The organism is Polaribacter sp. YIW18, from assembly GCF_057219325.1.
The window spans coordinates 162519-180093 of sequence record NZ_JBXVVE010000006.1 but is presented as its reverse complement, the minus strand read 5'-3'; the positions used below and the strand labels follow the sequence as shown (position 1 = coordinate 180093).

Sequence of the window (17575 nt, the reverse complement as noted above, 5' to 3'; positions counted from 1 at the left end):
TAAGATATAAGAATATGTCTCATTACGAAGCACCCATAAGGGAACCTTTAGTATTAGGTGATAAAAGTTACCACGATATTACTGAAGATATTGCGAAACCTATAGAAGGTAAAGCAAATAAAAATTGGTACATGGCTTTTTATATTTCTTTAGCAGCAATGCTTTGGGGATTTGGCTGTATTTTTTACACTGTAGGAACAGGAATTGGAGTTTGGGGATTAAGCAAGAACATTGGATGGGCTTGGGATATCACAAACTTTGTATGGTGGGTAGGTATTGGACACGCAGGAACATTAATCTCTGCAGTACTTTTACTATTCCGTCAAAAATGGAGAATGGCTATAAACCGTTCTGCAGAAGCAATGACAATTTTTGCCGTTTTTCAGGCAGGATTGTTTCCTATTATCCACATGGGACGTCCTTGGAATGGTTACTGGGTAATGCCAATACCAAATCAATTTGGTTCTTTATGGGTAAACTTTAACTCGCCATTGTTGTGGGATGTTTTTGCAATTTCTACCTATTTATCGGTTTCATTAGTTTTCTGGTGGACAGGTTTATTACCAGATTTTGCAATGATTCGTGATAGAGCTGTAAAACCTTTTCAAAAGAAGATTTACGCATTATTAAGTTTTGGTTGGTCTGGTAGAGCAAAAGATTGGCAACGTTTTGAAGAAGTATCACTAGTGTTAGCTGGTTTAGCAACACCATTAGTACTTTCTGTACATACTATTGTATCTATGGACTTTGCTACTTCGATTAATCCAGGTTGGCATTCTACCATCTTTCCACCTTACTTTGTTGCTGGAGCAATCTTCTCAGGATTTGCCATGGTACAAACCTTATTAGGTATTATGAGAAAAGTTACAAATATGGAAGATTATATTACACGTTTACACGTAGAATATATGAACATCGTAATTATCTTAACAGGGGGTATTGTAGCGGTAGCTTATGCAACAGAATTTTTTATTGCATGGTACACAGGATCACCTTATGAAAATTATACCTATTTATCAGTTGGTGCTGCAACAGGCCCTTATGCTTGGGCATTCTATTCATTATTATTCTTTAACATATTAACACCTCAGTTGTTATGGTTTAAGAAAATTAGAAGAAGTTTTATATGGTCTTTCATCATTTCAATATTTATTAATATTGGTATGTGGTTTGAGCGTTTCGATATCATCGCAATTGTATTAAGTAAAGGTCATTTACCATCTACTTGGTGGCGTTTTGAGCCAACGTTTGTAGATGTAGGTATCTTTATAGGTACTATAGGATTCTTCTTTGTATTATTCTTATTATACGCAAGAACTTTCCCAGTAATTGCACAAGCAGAAGTAAAAACTATCTTAAAATCTTCTGGAGAGTTTTATAAAAAGAGAAGAGAAGAAGGTATTCCTACAAAGCCATCTATTGTAGCTAAGGCAAAATCTAAGGAAGTTAACCCTGATAATAATAAAAAAGGATAATTATGGAATCATCAAAAGTTATTCATGCATTTTATAATGATGATGAAGTTTTACTTGATGCAGTAAAAGCTGTAAAAGCAAAACATCATCACATAGAAGAAGTATTTTGTCCTTTTCCAGTACATGGTTTAGACAAAGCAATGGGTTTAGCACCCACAAGATTAGCAATTACAGCATTCTTTTATGGTATTACAGGTTTAGCTGTTGCCATTTGGATGACAAATTATATAATGATACAAGATTGGCCACAAGATATTGGTGGTAAACCAAGTTTTTCTTGGATTGATAACATGCCAGCATTCGTGCCAATTATGTTTGAATTAACAGTTTTTTTTGCAGCCCATTTAATGGTAATTACTTTTTATATGAGAAGTAGAATATGGCCATTTAAAGAAGCAGAAAATCCAGATCCAAGAACTACAGACGACCATTTTTTAATGGAAATTCCTGTAAGCGATAATGTAGATGCATTAACAGCTTTATTAACAGAAACTGGCGCTGTAGAAATTAATATAGTAGACAAGCACTAATATAAAGTTATGAAGAAATTTAAATTAATTATTGCTTTAATTGTCATTACAACTTTAAGTTCTTGTAATGACAAAACAACAAGACAAGCACAATACATGCCAGATATGTACGAATCTGTACCATATGATGCAGATGGCGCTAATGGTCTTAAAGGAGCACCTGTAAATAGTAAACCTGTTGCCGGTACTATTCCAAGAGGAGGCGTACCTGCTTATGATATACCAGACACTATTGATGGTTATGAAAAAGCAAAAACAGCTTTAAAGTCTCCTTTAGAGAAAAACGAGAAAAATTTAGAAAATGGTAAGAAAATGTATACAATTTATTGTGTTTCTTGTCATGGTAAAAAAGGAGATGGACAAGGGTATTTAGCAACTTCAGAAAAGTTTGCTGGTATACCTAATTATAAAGATAGAGATATAACAGAAGGTAGTATTTATCATGTTTTAATGCATGGTAAAAACTTAATGGGATCTCATTCAGGTCAATTAACTTATAAAGAACGTTGGCAAATAGTGCAATATGTAGAAGTATTGCGTAACGATTTGTTAAAATAGTATACAAAAAGATAGAATACGAAAGATATGTATCAATTCTCAGGTAAATTAAAAACATTCTCATTAGCACTAATTTTAATTGGTATAATAGGAATTGCATTTAGCTTTTATAGTGCTTCTAACAAAACTTTAGAAGATGCAAAACATGCAATAACAGCATCTCACGATGATGGTCACGGCAGTGGTCATGCAGACGATCATAGTAGTAAAGTTGTAGAGGGTAATCATGATGCTTTAGGAGTACATGATACAAACGAACACACAGAAAAAGAAATGAGTGCACATGCTACTCATAATGATGATTCTCATGCAACACATGTGTTACATCAACTACAAAATAGACCTTGGTCTGCAGTATATGTAGCCTTATTTTTCTTTTTAGGTATTTCGCTTCTAGTACTTGCCTTTTATGCAGCACAAAGAGTTGCACAATCTGGTTGGTCTATAGTATTATTTAGAGTGATGGAAGCCATAACAGCCAATTTAGTACCAACATCTATCATTATGTTAGTAATTATTGGTTTAACTTTAGGACATTACAATCATATGTTTTCTTGGATGACCCCTGGAACTTTTGACCCAGCAAGTACTAATTACGATCCAATTGTAGATGGCAAATCCTGGTGGATGAATGTTCCTGGTTGGGCAATAAGAAGTGTTATTTATTTATTACTTTGGAATCTTTACAGATGGTTTATTAGAAAAAATTCAATTGCAGAAGATACAGCAAATGACGGACACAAAACCTACAAGAAAAACTATAATGCTTCAGTTATATTTCTGTTTATATTTATGATTACAGAAAGTATGATGTCTTGGGATTGGATTATGGGATTAGACCCACACTGGTTTTCTACATTATTTGGTTGGTATGTATTAGCAACTTTATTAGTAAGTGCTTTAACAGTAATAGCCTTTGTTACAATCTATTTACGTTCTAAAGGAGCTTTACCACAAGTAAACGATAGTCATATCCACGATTTAGCAAAATTCATGTTTGGTTTCTCAGTATTCTGGACCTACTTATGGTTTGCACAGTTTATGTTGATATGGTATGCAAACATTCCAGAAGAAACTACTTACTTTGTTGCAAGATTTAATGAGTATAAGTTACCATTTTTAGCAATGGTTGCTATGAACTTTATATTCCCAGTATTATTATTATTAAATAGTGATTTCAAAAGTATCCCTTGGTTTGTAGTCATTGGAGGTATTGTAATTTTAGGAGGTCATTATATAGATGTATTTATCATGGTAATGCCAGCTACTGTTGGTGGTCAATGGGGCTTTGGTATTGCAGAAATAAGTGCACTATTATTTTTCTTAGGAATATTTATATACACAGTATTTAGCTCTTTTGCAAAAGCAAGTGCGGTACCTAAAGGGAATCCATTTTTAGAAGAAAGTGAACATTTTCACTACTATAATATCGAACATAGAGGTGAAGGATCAGCAGATCATCATTAATAAATAATTGAATTAAAAATTAAGACAAGATAAATATGCTAGCTCTATTTTATATTTTTATAGGTGTTGCAATCGGTGTAAGTGTTTGGCAAATTACTAGAATAATGAACTTTAGAAGTTCTATTGCCAACGATAAAGATAATGCTGCTCAAGGTAAATACGCAATTGGTTTTTTAGCGTTTTTATATGCAATGATGATTTATTGTTTAATCTTCATGAATGTAATTATGTTACCAGAATCTGCTTCATTTGAAGGAGAACATGATGATAATTTATTTAATATTACATTTTGGTTAATAGGTATCGTTCAATTTATAATGCAATTTTTAATCTTCTATTTTACTTTTAAATATAAAGGAAAAGAAGGTCAAAAAGCAAAATTTTATGCAGATAGCCACAAATTAGAATTTATTTGGACAGTTACACCTGCTATCGTTTTAGTTGGTTTAATTGGTTATGGTTTATGGCAATGGAATAATGTAATGGACTTATCTGATGCAGAAGACCCAATTGTAATAGAAGTTTATTCTCAACAATTTAGATGGGATGCACGTTATGCAGGAGCAGACAATACATTAGGTTTAGGAAACGTAAATTTTATCAAAGGGATCAACACTATGGGTGTAGATATGTCTGATAAAAATGCTGCAGACGATAAACAAGTAACTGAGTTATACCTTCCAAAAGGTAGAAAAATCCATTTTAAATTTAGATCTCAAGATGTATTGCACTCAGCGTACATGCCACATTTTAGAGCTCAGATGAATTGTGTTCCTGGAATGGTTACAGAATTTGGTTTTACACCAAAATACACTACTGAAGAAATGAGAAACAATTCTGAGGTAATTAAGAAAACCATCGGTATTAACAAAATTAGAAGAGCAAAAGGAGAAGATCCTTATGTTTTTGATTACCTGCTATTATGTAATAAAATTTGTGGTGCATCTCATTACAATATGCAAATGAAAATTACTGTTGTAGAACAAGATGAATACGATAAATGGTTGTCTGAGCAACCAACATTAACTGAAGTTATTAAATAAATTAAAAAAAACATACAAATAAAATTAAGATTATGTCAGATCATCATCATAAAGAAACATTTGTAACGAAATATATTTTTAGTCAAGATCATAAAATGATTTCTAAGCAGTTCTTGGTAACTGGTATGTTTATGGGAATCATTGCAGTTATGATGTCTATGTTATTCCGTTTACAACTTGCGTGGCCAGATACCTCATTTACAATTGTAGAAGCATTTTTAGGACCTCATCAAACAGATGGTATTATGAATCCAGATATTTATTTAGCTCTGGTTACAATACATGGTACAATTATGGTCTTTTTTGTTCTAACAGCTGGTTTAAGTGGTACTTTTTCTAACTTACTAATTCCATTGCAAATAGGTGCAAGAGATATGGCTTCTGGATTCCTAAATATGGTTTCTTATTGGTTGTTTTTCTTGTCTAGTATCATTATGGTTATTTCTCTTTTTGTAGAAGCAGGTCCAGCCTCTGCTGGATGGACGGTTTACCCACCTCTTAGTGCATTACCACAAGCAATACCAGGTTCTGGAACAGGAATGACTCTTTGGTTAGTTTCTATGGCTATATTTATTGCATCTTCATTAATTGGAGCTTTAAATTATATAGTTACGGTACTAAATTTAAGAACCAAAGGAATGAAAATGACAAGACTACCTTTAACAATTTGGGCATTTTTTGTAACTGCAATTATAGGTGTAGTTTCTTTCCCAGTACTATTGTCTGCTGCATTATTATTAGTTTTTGATAGAAGTTTTGGTACCTCTTTTTACCTATCAGATATTTTTATGTCTGGCGAAGTATTACATTATCAAGGCGGTTCTCCAGTGCTTTACGAACATTTATTTTGGTTCTTAGGACACCCAGAAGTATATATTGTATTATTACCAGCATTAGGTATTACATCAGAAATTATCTCTACAAACTCTAGAAAACCAATATTTGGTTACAGAGCTATGATTGGTTCTATTATGGCCATTGCATTTTTATCTACAATTGTTTGGGGTCACCATATGTTTGTTTCTGGTATGAATCCTTTCTTAGGTTCTGTATTTACATTTACAACTTTATTAATTGCAATTCCTTCTGCAGTAAAAGCATTTAACTACGTTACAACTCTGTGGAAAGGTAATTTACAATTAAATCCGGCCATGCTATTTTCTATAGGTTTGGTATCAACATTTGTAACAGGTGGTTTAACCGGTTTAGTTTTAGGTGATTCTGCTTTAGACATTAACATACACGATACTTATTTTGTGGTAGCACACTTCCACTTAGTGATGGGTGTTTCTGCAATTTTCGGAATGTATGCAGGTATTTATCATTGGTTCCCAAAAATGTATGGTAGAATGATGAATAAAACTTTAGGTTACTGGCATTTCTGGATCACAATTATATGTGCTTATGGCGTTTTTTGGCCAATGCACTTTATAGGATTAGCTGGTTTACCAAGAAGATATTATACAAATACAAATTTTCCAATGTTTGACGACTTAGCAGACATAAACGTAGTTATTACAATTTTTGCGTTAGTAGGTGGTATTGCTCAAATATTTTTTATTGCAAACTTCTTTATTTCAATGTATAGAGGAGAAAAAGCAACAAAAAATCCTTGGAAATCCAATACACTTGAATGGACAACACCTGTAGAACATGTACATGGTAACTGGCCAGGAAAATTACCAGAAGTTCATAGGTGGGCTTATGACTATAGTAAACGTGTAGACTCTAATGATGACGATAGCGATTATTTACATGGTCAAGACTTTGTTTTACAAACAACACCTTTATTAGATGGCGAAGAACCTTCATAAATAATAAAATAGAAATAAAAAAACCTCTCCTATATGGAGAGGTTTTTTGCTTTGTAGCAAAAGTTACAAAAATGCTATTTCAAATATTATTATCTTTGTTTTAATGAATGAAAACTTAAATCCTGAAAACAGTAACCTATCTAACGAAGACTTAGATGTAGAAAAAAAGTTACGTCCACTTTCTTTTGATGATTTTACAGGTCAAGACCAAGCAATAGACAATTTAAAAGTTTTTGTAGAAGCAGCCAATCAAAGAGAGGAAGCTTTAGATCATACGCTTTTTCATGGTCCTCCAGGTTTAGGAAAAACAACGTTGGCACATATTTTAGCCAACGAACTACAAGTGGGTATAAAAGTTACTTCTGGCCCCGTTTTAGACAAGCCAGGTGATTTAGCAGGTTTACTCACAAATTTAGATCAAAGAGATGTTTTGTTTATTGATGAAATACATCGTTTAAGCCCCATTGTAGAAGAGTACTTGTATTCTGCTATGGAAGACTATAAAATTGATATAATGATAGAATCTGGCCCAAATGCCAGAACAGTACAAATCAATTTAGAACCCTTTACTTTAATTGGAGCAACTACACGTTCTGGTTTGCTAACAGCACCAATGAGAGCTAGATTTGGTATTAGCAGCCGTTTACATTATTATAAAACAGATTTATTAACCACTATTATACAAAGAAGTGCTCATATTTTGGGTGTTCCAATTTCTATGGAAGGCGCAATTGAAATTGCAGGAAGAAGTAGAGGAACACCAAGAATAGCCAACGCATTGTTAAGAAGAGTTAGAGATTTTGCACAAATAAAAGGTGATGGGAATATTACTATAGAAATTGCAAAATATGCTTTAAAAGCTTTAAATGTAGATGCACATGGTTTAGATGAAATGGATAATAAAATATTGGCAACTATTATAGATAAGTTTAAAGGAGGTCCTGTAGGTATTTCTACAATTGCTACAGCAGTTAGTGAAAATACTGAAACTATTGAAGAAGTATACGAACCTTTTTTAATTCAACAAGGTTTTATAATGCGTACACCAAGAGGAAGAGAAGTTACTGAGTTAGCGTATAAACATTTAGATAGAACAAAAGGAAGAAATCAAGGAGAGTTGTTTTAAAATATGAACATAAAAAAATTAATACCAATTTTAGAGTGGTTGCCCAACTACAATACCTCTTTATTTAAAGGAGATTTAGTAGCGGGTATCACAGTAGGTATTATTTTAATTCCACAAGGTATTGCCTATGCATTAATAGCAGGTTTGCCCCCCATTTACGGTTTGTATTGTGCTTTGGTACCCCAAATTATGTATGCTGTTTTTGGTTCTTCTAGGCAAGTAGCAATTGGGCCCGTTGCTATGGATTCTTTAATTGTGGCAACAGGAGTTTCTACCTTAGCACTAGCAGGTTCAGAAAGTTATATTTCTATCGCTATTTTATTAGCACTAATGGTAGGTTCCATTCAGTTTATAATGGGAGTTTTTAGTTTGGGTTTTGTAGTTAATTTTTTATCAAAACCTGTAATTACGGGTTTCTCATCTGCAGTAGCATTAATAATTGGATTTAATCAATTTAGAAATTTATTTGGGGTAGATTTTGTACAAAGTGATCAATTACAAGTAATCATAGAAGATATTTGGCATCATATAAGCAATTACAATCATCATACAACAATAATTGGTCTTTTATCTGCACTTATCATCATCATTTTTAGAAAGATAAACAAAAAAATACCCAATGCACTTATTGTAGTTGTAATAGGTATTGTAATCATGAAATTTTTTGGGAAAAGTTTTTCTGATGTTTCTATTGTAAAAGACATTCCATCTGGTTTGCCAAATTTTGGTGTACCAGATTTAGATTTCGAACAAATTAAAGAACTATTACCCATTGCATTAACTTTAGTAATGGTGGGTTATTTAGAAACTATTTCTATTGCAAAATCATTAGAAGCCAAACAAGACGAATATAGAATAAGACCCAATCAGGAATTAATTGCCTTGGGTTTAAGTAATATTGCAGGTTCTTTTTTTAAGGCATATCCAAGTACTTCTAGTTTTTCGCGCTCTGCAATCAATCAAGAAAGTGGCGCAAAAACAGGCATGGCAGCTTTAGTTTCTGTGGTAATGGTTTTGATAACCCTCTTATTTTTAACACCACTATTTTATCATTTACCAAAATCGGTTTTAGCAGCAATTATTATTGTAGCAGTATTTGGTTTGGTAAATATAAAAGAAGCAAAATTTTTATGGAAAGCCAACAATTTAGATTTTTGGTTAATGTTAATTACTTTTTTAGCAACATTATTATTAGGAATTAAATATGGCATAATTATCGGAGTAGGTTTATCATTAATCATACTAATTTTTAGAACTTCTAGACCTTATGTGGCTGAGTTAGGCAAGGTGCCAGATTCTAATTTTTATAGAAATAAAAATAGATTTGAAGAAGTTATTATAGAAAAAGATATTTTGGTTTTTAGGTTTGATGCACAATTGTTTTATGCCAACTCTAACTATTTTAGAGATCGTTTAGATGAAATGATAGACCAAAAAGGCAATGCCTTAAAATTAATTGTTTTAGATGCAGAAAGTATCAATAGAGTAGATAGTACAGGTTTAGAAATGCTAAAAGAAAGAGTAAAGTTTTTTCAAAAAAAAGGCATTAACTTCTATTTTGCCGGTGTTAAAGGTCCTGTAAGAGACGATTTATTTAGAAGTGGAATTTTAGATATTATAGATATCAAACATTTCTTTATGAGGGTTAATCAAGCAGTAAAATTTTATAAAACTGGTGATAGAACTCATCAAGAAAAATACGCAAAATACATCCATCAAGCCAATTAATTTTTTTGGTAATAAATGTTACAAAAAAAAATATTTTTTTATCGTTATTTTGTTGTTTATTAAAAGATTAGTAAAAGAAGGATATTATGATTATAGAACAAATTTACACAGGTTGTTTAGCACAAGGAGCATATTACATAGAAAGTAATGGTGAAGTTGCTATTGTAGACCCATTAAGAGAAGTACAAGATTATATAGATAAAGCTAATGAAAATAATGCGAAAATTAAATACATTTTCGAAACACATTTTCATGCAGATTTTGTAAGTGGACATGTAACACTAGCAGAAAAAACAGGCGCTAAAATAGTGTACGGACCAACAGCTAAAACTAATTTCGAAGCAATTACTGCCCAAGATAATCAAGTTTTTAAAGTTGGAGATATCACGATAAAAGTTTTGCATACACCAGGTCATACCATGGAAAGTGCTTGCTACTTATTAAAAGATAAAGAAGGTAAAAATCATGCCCTTTTTAGTGGAGATACTTTATTTTTAGGAGATGTTGGTCGCCCTGACTTGGCACAAAAAGGAGATATTACAGAAAAAGATTTAGCAGGTTTTTTATACGAAAGCTTACAGACCAAAATTATGCCATTAGAAGATGATGTAATTGTATATCCAGCTCATGGTGCAGGTTCTGCTTGCGGTAAAAATTTAAGTAAAGAAACGATTGGTACCATTGGAGAGCAAAAGAAAACCAATTATGCCTTAAGAGCAGACATGACTAAAGAAGAGTTTATAGAGGAAGTTACAGATGGTTTATTACCACCACCAGCTTATTTTCCTTTAAATGTAAAGTTAAATAAAGAAGGCTATAAAGATGTAGACGACATTATTAAAAATAGCGCAAAACCATTATCTGTAAAAGATTTTGAGTTGATTGCAAACGAAACCAATGCGTTAATTTTAGACGTTCGTCATCAAGATGAATTTGTAAAAGGTTTTATACCACAATCTATTTTTATAGGAATTAATGGTGGATTTGCACCCTGGGTTGGTGCTTTAATAAAAGATATTTTACAGCCTATTTTATTAATAGCTCCTGTTGGAAAAGAAGAAGATACCATTACAAGATTATCTAGAGTTGGTTTTGATAACGTTTTAGGTTATTTAGATGGAAGTTTCGATTCTTGGAAAAAAGCAAACAAAGAAATTGATAGTATAGATTCAATTTCAGCAGCAACCTTACAACAGAAAATAGCTCATAAACAACCTGTTTTTGATGTTAGAAAACCTGGAGAATATGATAGTGAACATATAAAAGTAGCAGAAAACACACCTCTAGATTATTTAAATGATTACATTGAAAAATTTCCTAAATCAGACAATTTTTATATACATTGTGCAGGGGGTTATAGATCTGTTATTGCAGCTTCCATTTTAAAAGCAAGAGGCTTTCATAATGTTGTAGATATTGCAGGAGGTTTTGCTGCTATCAAAAATACTGATATAGAAAGAACAGATGCTGTTTGTCCATCTACATTAAAATAAATGATGAGGCAGTTATTTTACATTTTATTTGTTAGTTTCTTTTTTATAAATTGTGATAAGCAACAAGACATAAAAACAATTTCTACTAAAGAATTAAAAATGCTATTGGCAAAAGAAAATATCCAATTAATGGATGTTAGAAGTCCACAAGAAATTAAACAGGGTTTTATAAAAACAGCTGTTTTTGCAAATTATTTTGATACTAATTTTCCAGAAAAAGCGAGTAAATTATTAGATAAATCTAAACCTGTATATTTGTACTGTAGAAGTGGCAACAGAAGTGGTAAATCTGCAATTATTTTACAAGCAAAAGGCTTTCAAGTATACAATGTGCTTGGAGGTTATCATCAATGGAAAAAAGAAAACTAATTATGAAGACAACAACAATAGAAATAGAAAACTTAAAATGCGGTGGTTGTGCAGCAACAATAAAAAAAGGTTTACTGTCTTTAGAGGCCGTAAATGATGTAGCTATAGATGTAGAAAAATCTTTGGTCAGTATTACATCAGAAAATGAAGATGATAGTTTCGTTAAAGAAAAATTATCTAAATTAGGGTATCCACCTGTGGGAGACAAAAATACAGTGATACACAGAGCAAAATCTTTTGTAAGCTGTGCGGTGGGTAGAATAGACTCATAAAAAATAAAAAAGCAAGCTAAATAGCTTGCTTTTTTATTTTTTAACCCAAATATGCTTTTAGCATTTGTGTTTTAGATCTAGATTGCAATCTTCTAATTGCTTTTTGTTTTACTTGTCTTACACGTTCTCTAGACAAATCAAAACGCTCACCAATTTCTGTTAAACTTGCTGCAGTTTCATTGCCAATACCATAAAACATTTTAATTATTTTTGCTTCTTTAAATGTTAAGGTATCCAAAGCTCTATCAATTTCTATAGATAAAGATTGTTTCATTAACTCTTTGTCAGGCTTTGGCGATTCGTCAAACTGCAATACATTGTATAAGTTAGAATCTTCTCCTTCTTTAAAAGGTGCATCCATAGAAACATGTCTACCAGAATTTTTTAAAGATTGTTCAACCTCATGCTCTGTCATATCTAATTGCTTTGCAATTTCTTTATTGGTTGGCATACGTTGTTCGTTTTGTTCTAAACGTGCATATATTTTTTTAATTTTACTAATACTACCAATTTTATTTAAAGGCAATCGCACAATTCTAGATTGCTCTGCTAAGGCTTGCATAATGGCTTGTCTAATCCACCAAACAGCATACGAAATAAATTTAAAACCTCTGGTTTCATCAAAGCGTTTTGCAGCTTTTACCAAGCCAACATTTCCTTCGTTTATTAAATCAGATAGTTTTAAGCCTTGCCCTTGGTATTGTTTTGCAACAGAAACAACAAATCTTAAATTTGCACTTACCAAAGTATCTAAAGCTTTGGCATTTCCTTTTTTAATTTTTAAAGCCAACTCTACTTCTTCATCTGCAGTAATTAACCCAATTTTACTTATTTCTTGAAAATATTTTTCTAATGATTTAGCATCTCTGTTGGTTACTTGCTTTACAATTTTAAGTTGTCTCATATAGTTTTTTAGGTTTGTATTATTTAAGTGATAAAAGTGTAACAATTCTAAAAAGTATTTTTAGAAAATTAGGACTAAGTTTGTAAGATATTTGCGCTAAAAAAAATAATATTTTTACTTTTCTTTCAAAAAAAAGAAACACTTTTTTACCAATTTTCAATATAAGAAAAAAAGAGCGATTTTAACTAAAAATCGCTTCTTTTCACCCTTTTTTAGCTAATTTTTAACTAAAAATGGCTGTTTTTTTTAAAATTTCAGGGTTATACCAATTAGAAAATTTCTGGTTGCTTGTGGGTAATAACCTGCTCCATCCTCGGTAATAGTTGTACCTGGTGTAGTCCAAGTATCATCAAAGGTATAATAATAACCTCTATCTACATATGTTGCATTAAAAATGTTATTTATTAAAGCAGTAAATGTAATTGACTTAAATATTTTATTAGGCGAAATCTGATATACCAAATTTAAATCGCTTGTAAAAAAAGAATCTAACACATCATTTGTAGAAATGTTACTACTTAAATTACTTAAAGATTGTTTGCCTACATATTTAGATAAAAATGAAAACTGTAAATTATCTAAAGGTTGGTAAGTTAAAATATTACCAGCTACTAAATTGGGTGAAAATGAAATGTCTGTATTTCCTAAATTTTCTAAATTACCATTTATAGAAGTTACAAAATCTCTGTTTTTATTATTGCTAAATGCTACATTAGGTTTTATTGTAAAAACATCGTTTAAACGAATATCTGCATCAACTTCTAAACCTAATCTGTAACTGCTACCAGAAGTAGCTCTAACAGGTGCACCCACATCATCTAAAGCGCCTGTTAATACCAATTGATTTTTATAATCCATATAATAGATATTGGTATTTAGCTTTACATTTTCAGACTTTAAACGCCAACCAAATTCGTAATCATTTAAGGTTTCTGGTGTGCTAACGCCGTTTTCAAAATCGTTTCTATTAGGTTCTCTGTTTGCTATAGCAAAAGACGCATATAAATTGTTGTTGTTATTAATATTATAGGTAAAACCAAATTTAGGGTTGAAAAAATTAAAACTAGCATCTACATCAATTGGTACAATATCATTGGTAATACCTTGTGTCTGATAATCTACAAATCTACCTTGTAAATCTATGTATGTAGATAGGTTTTCACTCAATTCTAAAGTTGCTTTAGAAAATAAAGAAAAGTCTGTTTTTTTTGCATCAGAAAAATAATAACGATCTCTAATATTGGTGTTTGGCGCTAAATTTTCGCCCCAAATTACTTCTCCAAAATGGTCTCCTGTATAATTAGAATAAGAAATACCCGAAACTATATTTACACCTCTAGTTTTATAAGTTGCATTAAAATTTGCTACGTAAAAATCGTTGTCTAACCAACGTCTTACAATTAGGTCGCTATCATCTTCTATAAGATTGTTAAAATCTGCAGCACTTTCCTCTTCTTTAAACTGTTCAAAAAAACCAGCTCCTTTTGTATAGTTTAAAGCCAAATTTGTAGCCCAATTATTATTAATTTTTTCGTTCCAATGTAATTGATAATGGTTTTGTTCATAATCATCAACTTCATTTTCATACGTATATGGGTTTTGCCTTCTGTTTTCCTCTAATTGTTGTGCAGTTAAACCAAACCAAGCTTGGTAAGTTCTTTCCTTTCCACCAAAAGTAACTGCTTTAATTAAGGTGTTTTCATCCGTATAAGAACCTTGTAAATAGTATGATTTTAAATCTGCAAATGCTCTATCTACATAACCATCTGAATAAATATTAGACAAACGTCCTGCAATTTCTATATGATTATTTAGTTTTCCTGTACTAAACTTTACAGTATGTTTTCTGGTATTAAAGGACCCGAAAGAATTCGATATTTCTCCAAAAGCCTCTTCAGAAATAGCATCAGTTAAAATATTTAAACTGGCACCAAAAGCTCCAGAACCATTGGTAGACGTTCCTACACCACGTTGTAATTGTAAGTTTTGTGTAGACGATGCAAAATCGCCTAAATTTACCCAAAAACTACCATGACTTTCTGCATCATTGTAAGGGATACCATTTACAGTTACATTAATACGTTCTCCATTAGAACCACGGACACTCATATAGGTGTAACCTACCCCAGCACCAGCATCTGAAGACGAGACTACGTTTGGTAAATAATTCATTAAAACAGGAATGTCTTGCCCTAAATTACGTTTAGCAATTTCTTTTTTAGACAAATTAGAATAGGTAATCGGGATGTCTGCATTTACTCTAATGGCAGATACCAAAATTTCTCCTAAAAGTGTAGCGTCAGGTTTTAACTGAATCATATATTCTTCGTTTTTTGTAATGGTAATTTTTTCTGATATGGTTTTATACCCCATAAAAGAGGCTTGTACTGTGTACACACCTTTGGGGAGTTGTAAACTAAAATTACCACTAAAATTAGAAGAAGTTCCTTTTTTAATGCTTTTAATTAAAATAGTAGCACCAGGTAAAGGTTGCTTATTTTCATCTATAACTTTACCAGAAAGTTTAAATGTTTGGGCGTTTGCAAGTATACTTGCAAACAAGAATAAAAAAAAAGTGATTTTTTTCATTTTAAAGAATTTAAAACGAATAAAAAGAGGTAATTATTCTTGCGATTAAAATTGAATAATTAAATTTTCGACATTATTTGTAATGTCACTCAGTCCCTAAACAGCATTATCTGTTCTAGGTTCATTGGGTATGATCTCAGCCAAATTAGTTGTTAGTCTTTCGTTGTTAGTTTTAGTTTGTTTTTCTAATGGCTAACGTCTAAAAGCTATAGTCTAAAAAAGCACCCCTTTATGAGAACGATGCAAAACTAAGGTGGAAAATACAATTGTGAAACAAAAAAATGATTTTTTTATTAGAAGCTATTTCACGCTATCCACTATATCTTTTTATTTTTTCCTAGATAAACCACGCAAAAAAGCGCGGCACTCGAACTAACAATAAAAAGGATGTCGTTCCTATCGTGGCTAAACTTGTTTGCTATCCTTTGCTTTTACGCTAATTTTGGCTTTTTTCTATGCGCTTTTTTTAATGAGTTTCTTTGTTTGCTATCTGCTTTTCTTTTAAGAGAAGCTCTACCAGGTTTTGTTGGTTTTCGTTTTTTCTTACGAGTTAAATTGGTTTTAAGTAAACTTAAAAATCGTTTAATGGCTAATTCTTTGTTTTTGTGTTGAGAGCGTGTTTCTTCACAAAAAAGAATCAATACATTTTCTTTGGTAAGTTTAGACGAGAGTTTGTCTTTTAGTAATATCTTTTCGCTTTCGGTTAAAGACAAAGAGTTTTGCAAATCGAATGTTAGTTCTATTTTAGAAGAAGTTTTATTTACATGTTGCCCACCAGCGCCAGAGCTTCTAATGGCCTTAAAACTTAATTCTTTAATAATGTTTTCTCTGTGCATATTTCTAAGAAATTGTCAGTTACAGTGCCTCTGAAAACGAATGTAAATTTTCTTTATTTTTTAAAATTTTATCAATAGCTTTTGTAGCATCTTTTAAACGTACTTCCTTACTACCTTTTAATAGAATATAGTTTTTGTTGTACTTTTTTAAAGCATTTTCAAAAGCTGTAAACATTTCTAAACGTTGTTCAGGTCTATCTCTTAAATCGTCTGCTTCCCATGGGGTATCTATGTAGGTTAGCAAATACAAATCATACTTGTTTTCTTTGGCTGCTTTGTTTAATTTATCATCTACATAGCCATCATAAAACTCTTCTGAATATACTTTAGTTTCTAACAAATCTGTATCGCAAATTAAAACTTTATCTGCTTTTTTTGCTAATTCATTTTCTAACTTCATTTGCCCAATTGCAATGGGCAGCAAATCCTCTTTTTCGCAAATTTTCCGTTCGTTATTCCATTTTTCTTGTAAATAATCTCTTGCAAATTCTGGTGCCCAAACTGTGTTGTAATAACGTGCTAAATGTCTAGAAAGTGTTGTTTTTCCTGTAGATTCTGGCCCAAATAAAACAATTTTTACAATGTTAATGGGTTCTTGTGTAAATTCTTTTTCCATGCTAAATAGCCAAAAATGGCAATAAAAGTAAATCCAAAATATTGAAAGCTTGTAAATGTAAAGCCCTTATATAAGTATAAAGGTACAGAAATAAGGTCTCCAATTATCCAAAAAAACCAATTTTCTATTTTACGTTTTGCCATTAACCACATACCTACAAAGAAAATTGCTGTGGTAATAGTATCTATATAAGCAACCCAAGAAATCCATTTATCAAAATAATTATATACAACATACACAAAAACTAGGGTTGCAATAAAAATTAGAAATGCTGTTTTTTTCTCTTTTAGGGTGGTCTTAGAAATTGGTGTAAGATGCGTTTCGTCTACTTTACGTGTCCAAATATACCAGCCATAAATGCTCATTATAAAGTAATATATATTTATCATCATATCACCTAAAAGAGCCCATTTTAAAAGTAAATAAACAAAAATGGAAGTACTAATCATTCCTGTTGGAAAAACCCAAATTTTATTTTGTTTTGAAAACCAAACAGATAAAAAACCAAAAAATACAGCAATAATTTCTAAAATAATATCTAAAGTTTCGTAGGTTTTGTATTTCTCAAAAAGGAAGTTAAAAATGTCTGACATTCGGTTTTGTTTGAAGTTGTAAAAGTAGTCTTTTCTATTATTTCTGCGAAGGCAGGAATCTAAACTAAGTATTAAAAGTAATGTTTGTTGTTTTTTTTTAGACTTAATTGAGATTTTGCAATTTTTATTATGGATTTCTACCTACTTAGTAATAACAAATTA

16 protein-coding genes are annotated in these 17575 nt (G+C 31.4%); 11 read left to right on the top strand and 5 right to left on the bottom strand.

Translation table 11 applies throughout. The annotated features are described in order from the left end of the window. Window positions 1-14: 14 nt before the first annotated feature. The 11 genes from nrfD to AC2D6T_RS08315 all read left to right on the top strand — a co-directional run bounded on the left by nrfD (window position 15) and on the right by AC2D6T_RS08315 (window position 11875). Entirely contained in the window at window positions 15-1475 is a 1461-nt protein-coding gene (gene nrfD / locus AC2D6T_RS08365) for an NrfD/PsrC family molybdoenzyme membrane anchor subunit (RefSeq protein WP_484681173.1), read from the top strand. A 2-nt stretch (window positions 1476-1477) separates the two neighbouring features. Then, on the top strand, window positions 1478-2005 hold the full coding sequence (locus AC2D6T_RS08360) for a DUF3341 domain-containing protein (protein ID WP_298947351.1): 528 nt from the start codon (window positions 1478-1480) through the stop codon (window positions 2003-2005). 9 nt (window positions 2006-2014) lie between these two features. Beyond that, window positions 2015-2563: a c-type cytochrome gene (locus AC2D6T_RS08355; protein WP_484681172.1), complete on the top strand. Its 549-nt coding sequence runs from the start codon at window positions 2015-2017 to the stop codon at window positions 2561-2563. Between the two features lie 27 nt (window positions 2564-2590). Then, window positions 2591-4030, top strand: a complete 1440-nt coding sequence (locus AC2D6T_RS08350) for a quinol:cytochrome C oxidoreductase (RefSeq protein WP_484681171.1) — start codon at window positions 2591-2593, stop codon at window positions 4028-4030. 35 nt (window positions 4031-4065) lie between these two features. Then, the gene (locus tag AC2D6T_RS08345) at window positions 4066-5073 is read left to right on the top strand and encodes a cytochrome c oxidase subunit II (protein WP_298947344.1); all 1008 of its coding nucleotides are present in this window, start codon (window positions 4066-4068) and stop codon (window positions 5071-5073) included. Between the two features lie 32 nt (window positions 5074-5105). Then, the gene (locus AC2D6T_RS08340) at window positions 5106-6887 is read left to right on the top strand and encodes a cytochrome c oxidase subunit I (RefSeq protein ID WP_298947342.1); all 1782 of its coding nucleotides are present in this window, start codon (window positions 5106-5108) and stop codon (window positions 6885-6887) included. A 103-nt stretch (window positions 6888-6990) separates the two neighbouring features. Further along, window positions 6991-8013: a Holliday junction branch migration DNA helicase RuvB gene (gene ruvB / locus AC2D6T_RS08335; protein WP_484681170.1), complete on the top strand. Its 1023-nt coding sequence runs from the start codon at window positions 6991-6993 to the stop codon at window positions 8011-8013. Window positions 8014-8016: 3 nt separating this feature from the next. Further along, window positions 8017-9741 carry a SulP family inorganic anion transporter gene (locus AC2D6T_RS08330; RefSeq protein WP_484681169.1) on the top strand — a complete coding sequence of 575 codons (1725 nt, stop codon included), beginning with the start codon at window positions 8017-8019 and terminating at the stop codon, window positions 9739-9741. Between the two features lie 86 nt (window positions 9742-9827). Beyond that, the gene (locus AC2D6T_RS08325) at window positions 9828-11234 is read left to right on the top strand and encodes an MBL fold metallo-hydrolase (RefSeq protein ID WP_484681168.1); all 1407 of its coding nucleotides are present in this window, start codon (window positions 9828-9830) and stop codon (window positions 11232-11234) included. Continuing rightward, complete coding sequence (locus AC2D6T_RS08320; RefSeq protein ID WP_438989797.1) at window positions 11235-11603, top strand: rhodanese-like domain-containing protein; 369 nt, start codon at window positions 11235-11237, stop codon at window positions 11601-11603. A 2-nt stretch (window positions 11604-11605) separates the two neighbouring features. Continuing rightward, window positions 11606-11875, top strand: a complete 270-nt coding sequence (locus AC2D6T_RS08315; RefSeq protein ID WP_484681167.1) for a heavy-metal-associated domain-containing protein — start codon at window positions 11606-11608, stop codon at window positions 11873-11875. 40 nt (window positions 11876-11915) lie between these two features. On the opposite strand, the gene AC2D6T_RS08310 is transcribed toward AC2D6T_RS08315, so the two are convergent. From AC2D6T_RS08310 to pnuC, 5 genes are all read right to left on the bottom strand, one after another. Then, window positions 11916-12779 carry a sigma-70 family RNA polymerase sigma factor gene (locus AC2D6T_RS08310; protein ID WP_438989802.1) on the bottom strand — a complete coding sequence of 288 codons (864 nt, stop codon included), beginning with the start codon at window positions 12777-12779 and terminating at the stop codon, window positions 11916-11918. Window positions 12780-13025: 246 nt separating this feature from the next. Next, window positions 13026-15368, bottom strand: a complete 2343-nt coding sequence (locus tag AC2D6T_RS08305; protein ID WP_484681166.1) for a TonB-dependent receptor — start codon at window positions 15366-15368, stop codon at window positions 13026-13028. Between the two features lie 431 nt (window positions 15369-15799). Further along, window positions 15800-16204 (bottom strand): alternative ribosome rescue aminoacyl-tRNA hydrolase ArfB, encoded by a 405-nt coding sequence (gene arfB, locus AC2D6T_RS08300; protein ID WP_484681165.1) that lies wholly within the window; start codon window positions 16202-16204, stop codon window positions 15800-15802. A gap of 19 nt (window positions 16205-16223) precedes the next feature. Further along, the gene (locus AC2D6T_RS08295; protein WP_484681164.1) at window positions 16224-16820 is read right to left on the bottom strand and encodes an AAA family ATPase; all 597 of its coding nucleotides are present in this window, start codon (window positions 16818-16820) and stop codon (window positions 16224-16226) included. After that, window positions 16781-17413, bottom strand: a complete 633-nt coding sequence (pnuC, locus tag AC2D6T_RS08290) for a nicotinamide riboside transporter PnuC (protein WP_484681163.1) — start codon at window positions 17411-17413, stop codon at window positions 16781-16783. The genes AC2D6T_RS08295 and pnuC overlap by 40 nt, the downstream gene beginning before the upstream one ends. Between the last annotated feature and the right edge of the window lie 162 nt (window positions 17414-17575).

What these genes read in the sequence shown, in the direction of transcription:
- AC2D6T_RS08305 (WP_484681166.1), bottom strand. Translation starts at nt 15,368, where the DNA reads ATGAAAAAAATCACTTTTTTTTTATTCTTGTTTGCAAGTATACTTGCA.
- arfB (WP_484681165.1), bottom strand. Translation starts at nt 16,204, where the DNA reads ATGCACAGAGAAAACATTATTAAAGAATTAAGTTTTAAGGCCATTAGA.
- AC2D6T_RS08355 (WP_484681172.1), top strand. Translation starts at nt 2,015, where the DNA reads ATGAAGAAATTTAAATTAATTATTGCTTTAATTGTCATTACAACTTTA.
- AC2D6T_RS08345 (WP_298947344.1), top strand. Translation starts at nt 4,066, where the DNA reads ATGCTAGCTCTATTTTATATTTTTATAGGTGTTGCAATCGGTGTAAGT.
- ruvB (WP_484681170.1), top strand. Translation starts at nt 6,991, where the DNA reads ATGAATGAAAACTTAAATCCTGAAAACAGTAACCTATCTAACGAAGAC.
- AC2D6T_RS08360 (WP_298947351.1), top strand. Translation starts at nt 1,478, where the DNA reads ATGGAATCATCAAAAGTTATTCATGCATTTTATAATGATGATGAAGTT.
- nrfD (WP_484681173.1), top strand. Translation starts at nt 15, where the DNA reads ATGTCTCATTACGAAGCACCCATAAGGGAACCTTTAGTATTAGGTGAT.
- AC2D6T_RS08315 (WP_484681167.1), top strand. Translation starts at nt 11,606, where the DNA reads ATGAAGACAACAACAATAGAAATAGAAAACTTAAAATGCGGTGGTTGT.
- AC2D6T_RS08350 (WP_484681171.1), top strand. Translation starts at nt 2,591, where the DNA reads ATGTATCAATTCTCAGGTAAATTAAAAACATTCTCATTAGCACTAATT.
- pnuC (WP_484681163.1), bottom strand. Translation starts at nt 17,413, where the DNA reads ATGTCAGACATTTTTAACTTCCTTTTTGAGAAATACAAAACCTACGAA.
- AC2D6T_RS08310 (WP_438989802.1), bottom strand. Translation starts at nt 12,779, where the DNA reads ATGAGACAACTTAAAATTGTAAAGCAAGTAACCAACAGAGATGCTAAA.
- AC2D6T_RS08330 (WP_484681169.1), top strand. Translation starts at nt 8,017, where the DNA reads ATGAACATAAAAAAATTAATACCAATTTTAGAGTGGTTGCCCAACTAC.
- AC2D6T_RS08340 (WP_298947342.1), top strand. Translation starts at nt 5,106, where the DNA reads ATGTCAGATCATCATCATAAAGAAACATTTGTAACGAAATATATTTTT.
- AC2D6T_RS08295 (WP_484681164.1), bottom strand. Translation starts at nt 16,820, where the DNA reads ATGGAAAAAGAATTTACACAAGAACCCATTAACATTGTAAAAATTGTT.
- AC2D6T_RS08320 (WP_438989797.1), top strand. Translation starts at nt 11,235, where the DNA reads ATGATGAGGCAGTTATTTTACATTTTATTTGTTAGTTTCTTTTTTATA.
- AC2D6T_RS08325 (WP_484681168.1), top strand. Translation starts at nt 9,828, where the DNA reads ATGATTATAGAACAAATTTACACAGGTTGTTTAGCACAAGGAGCATAT.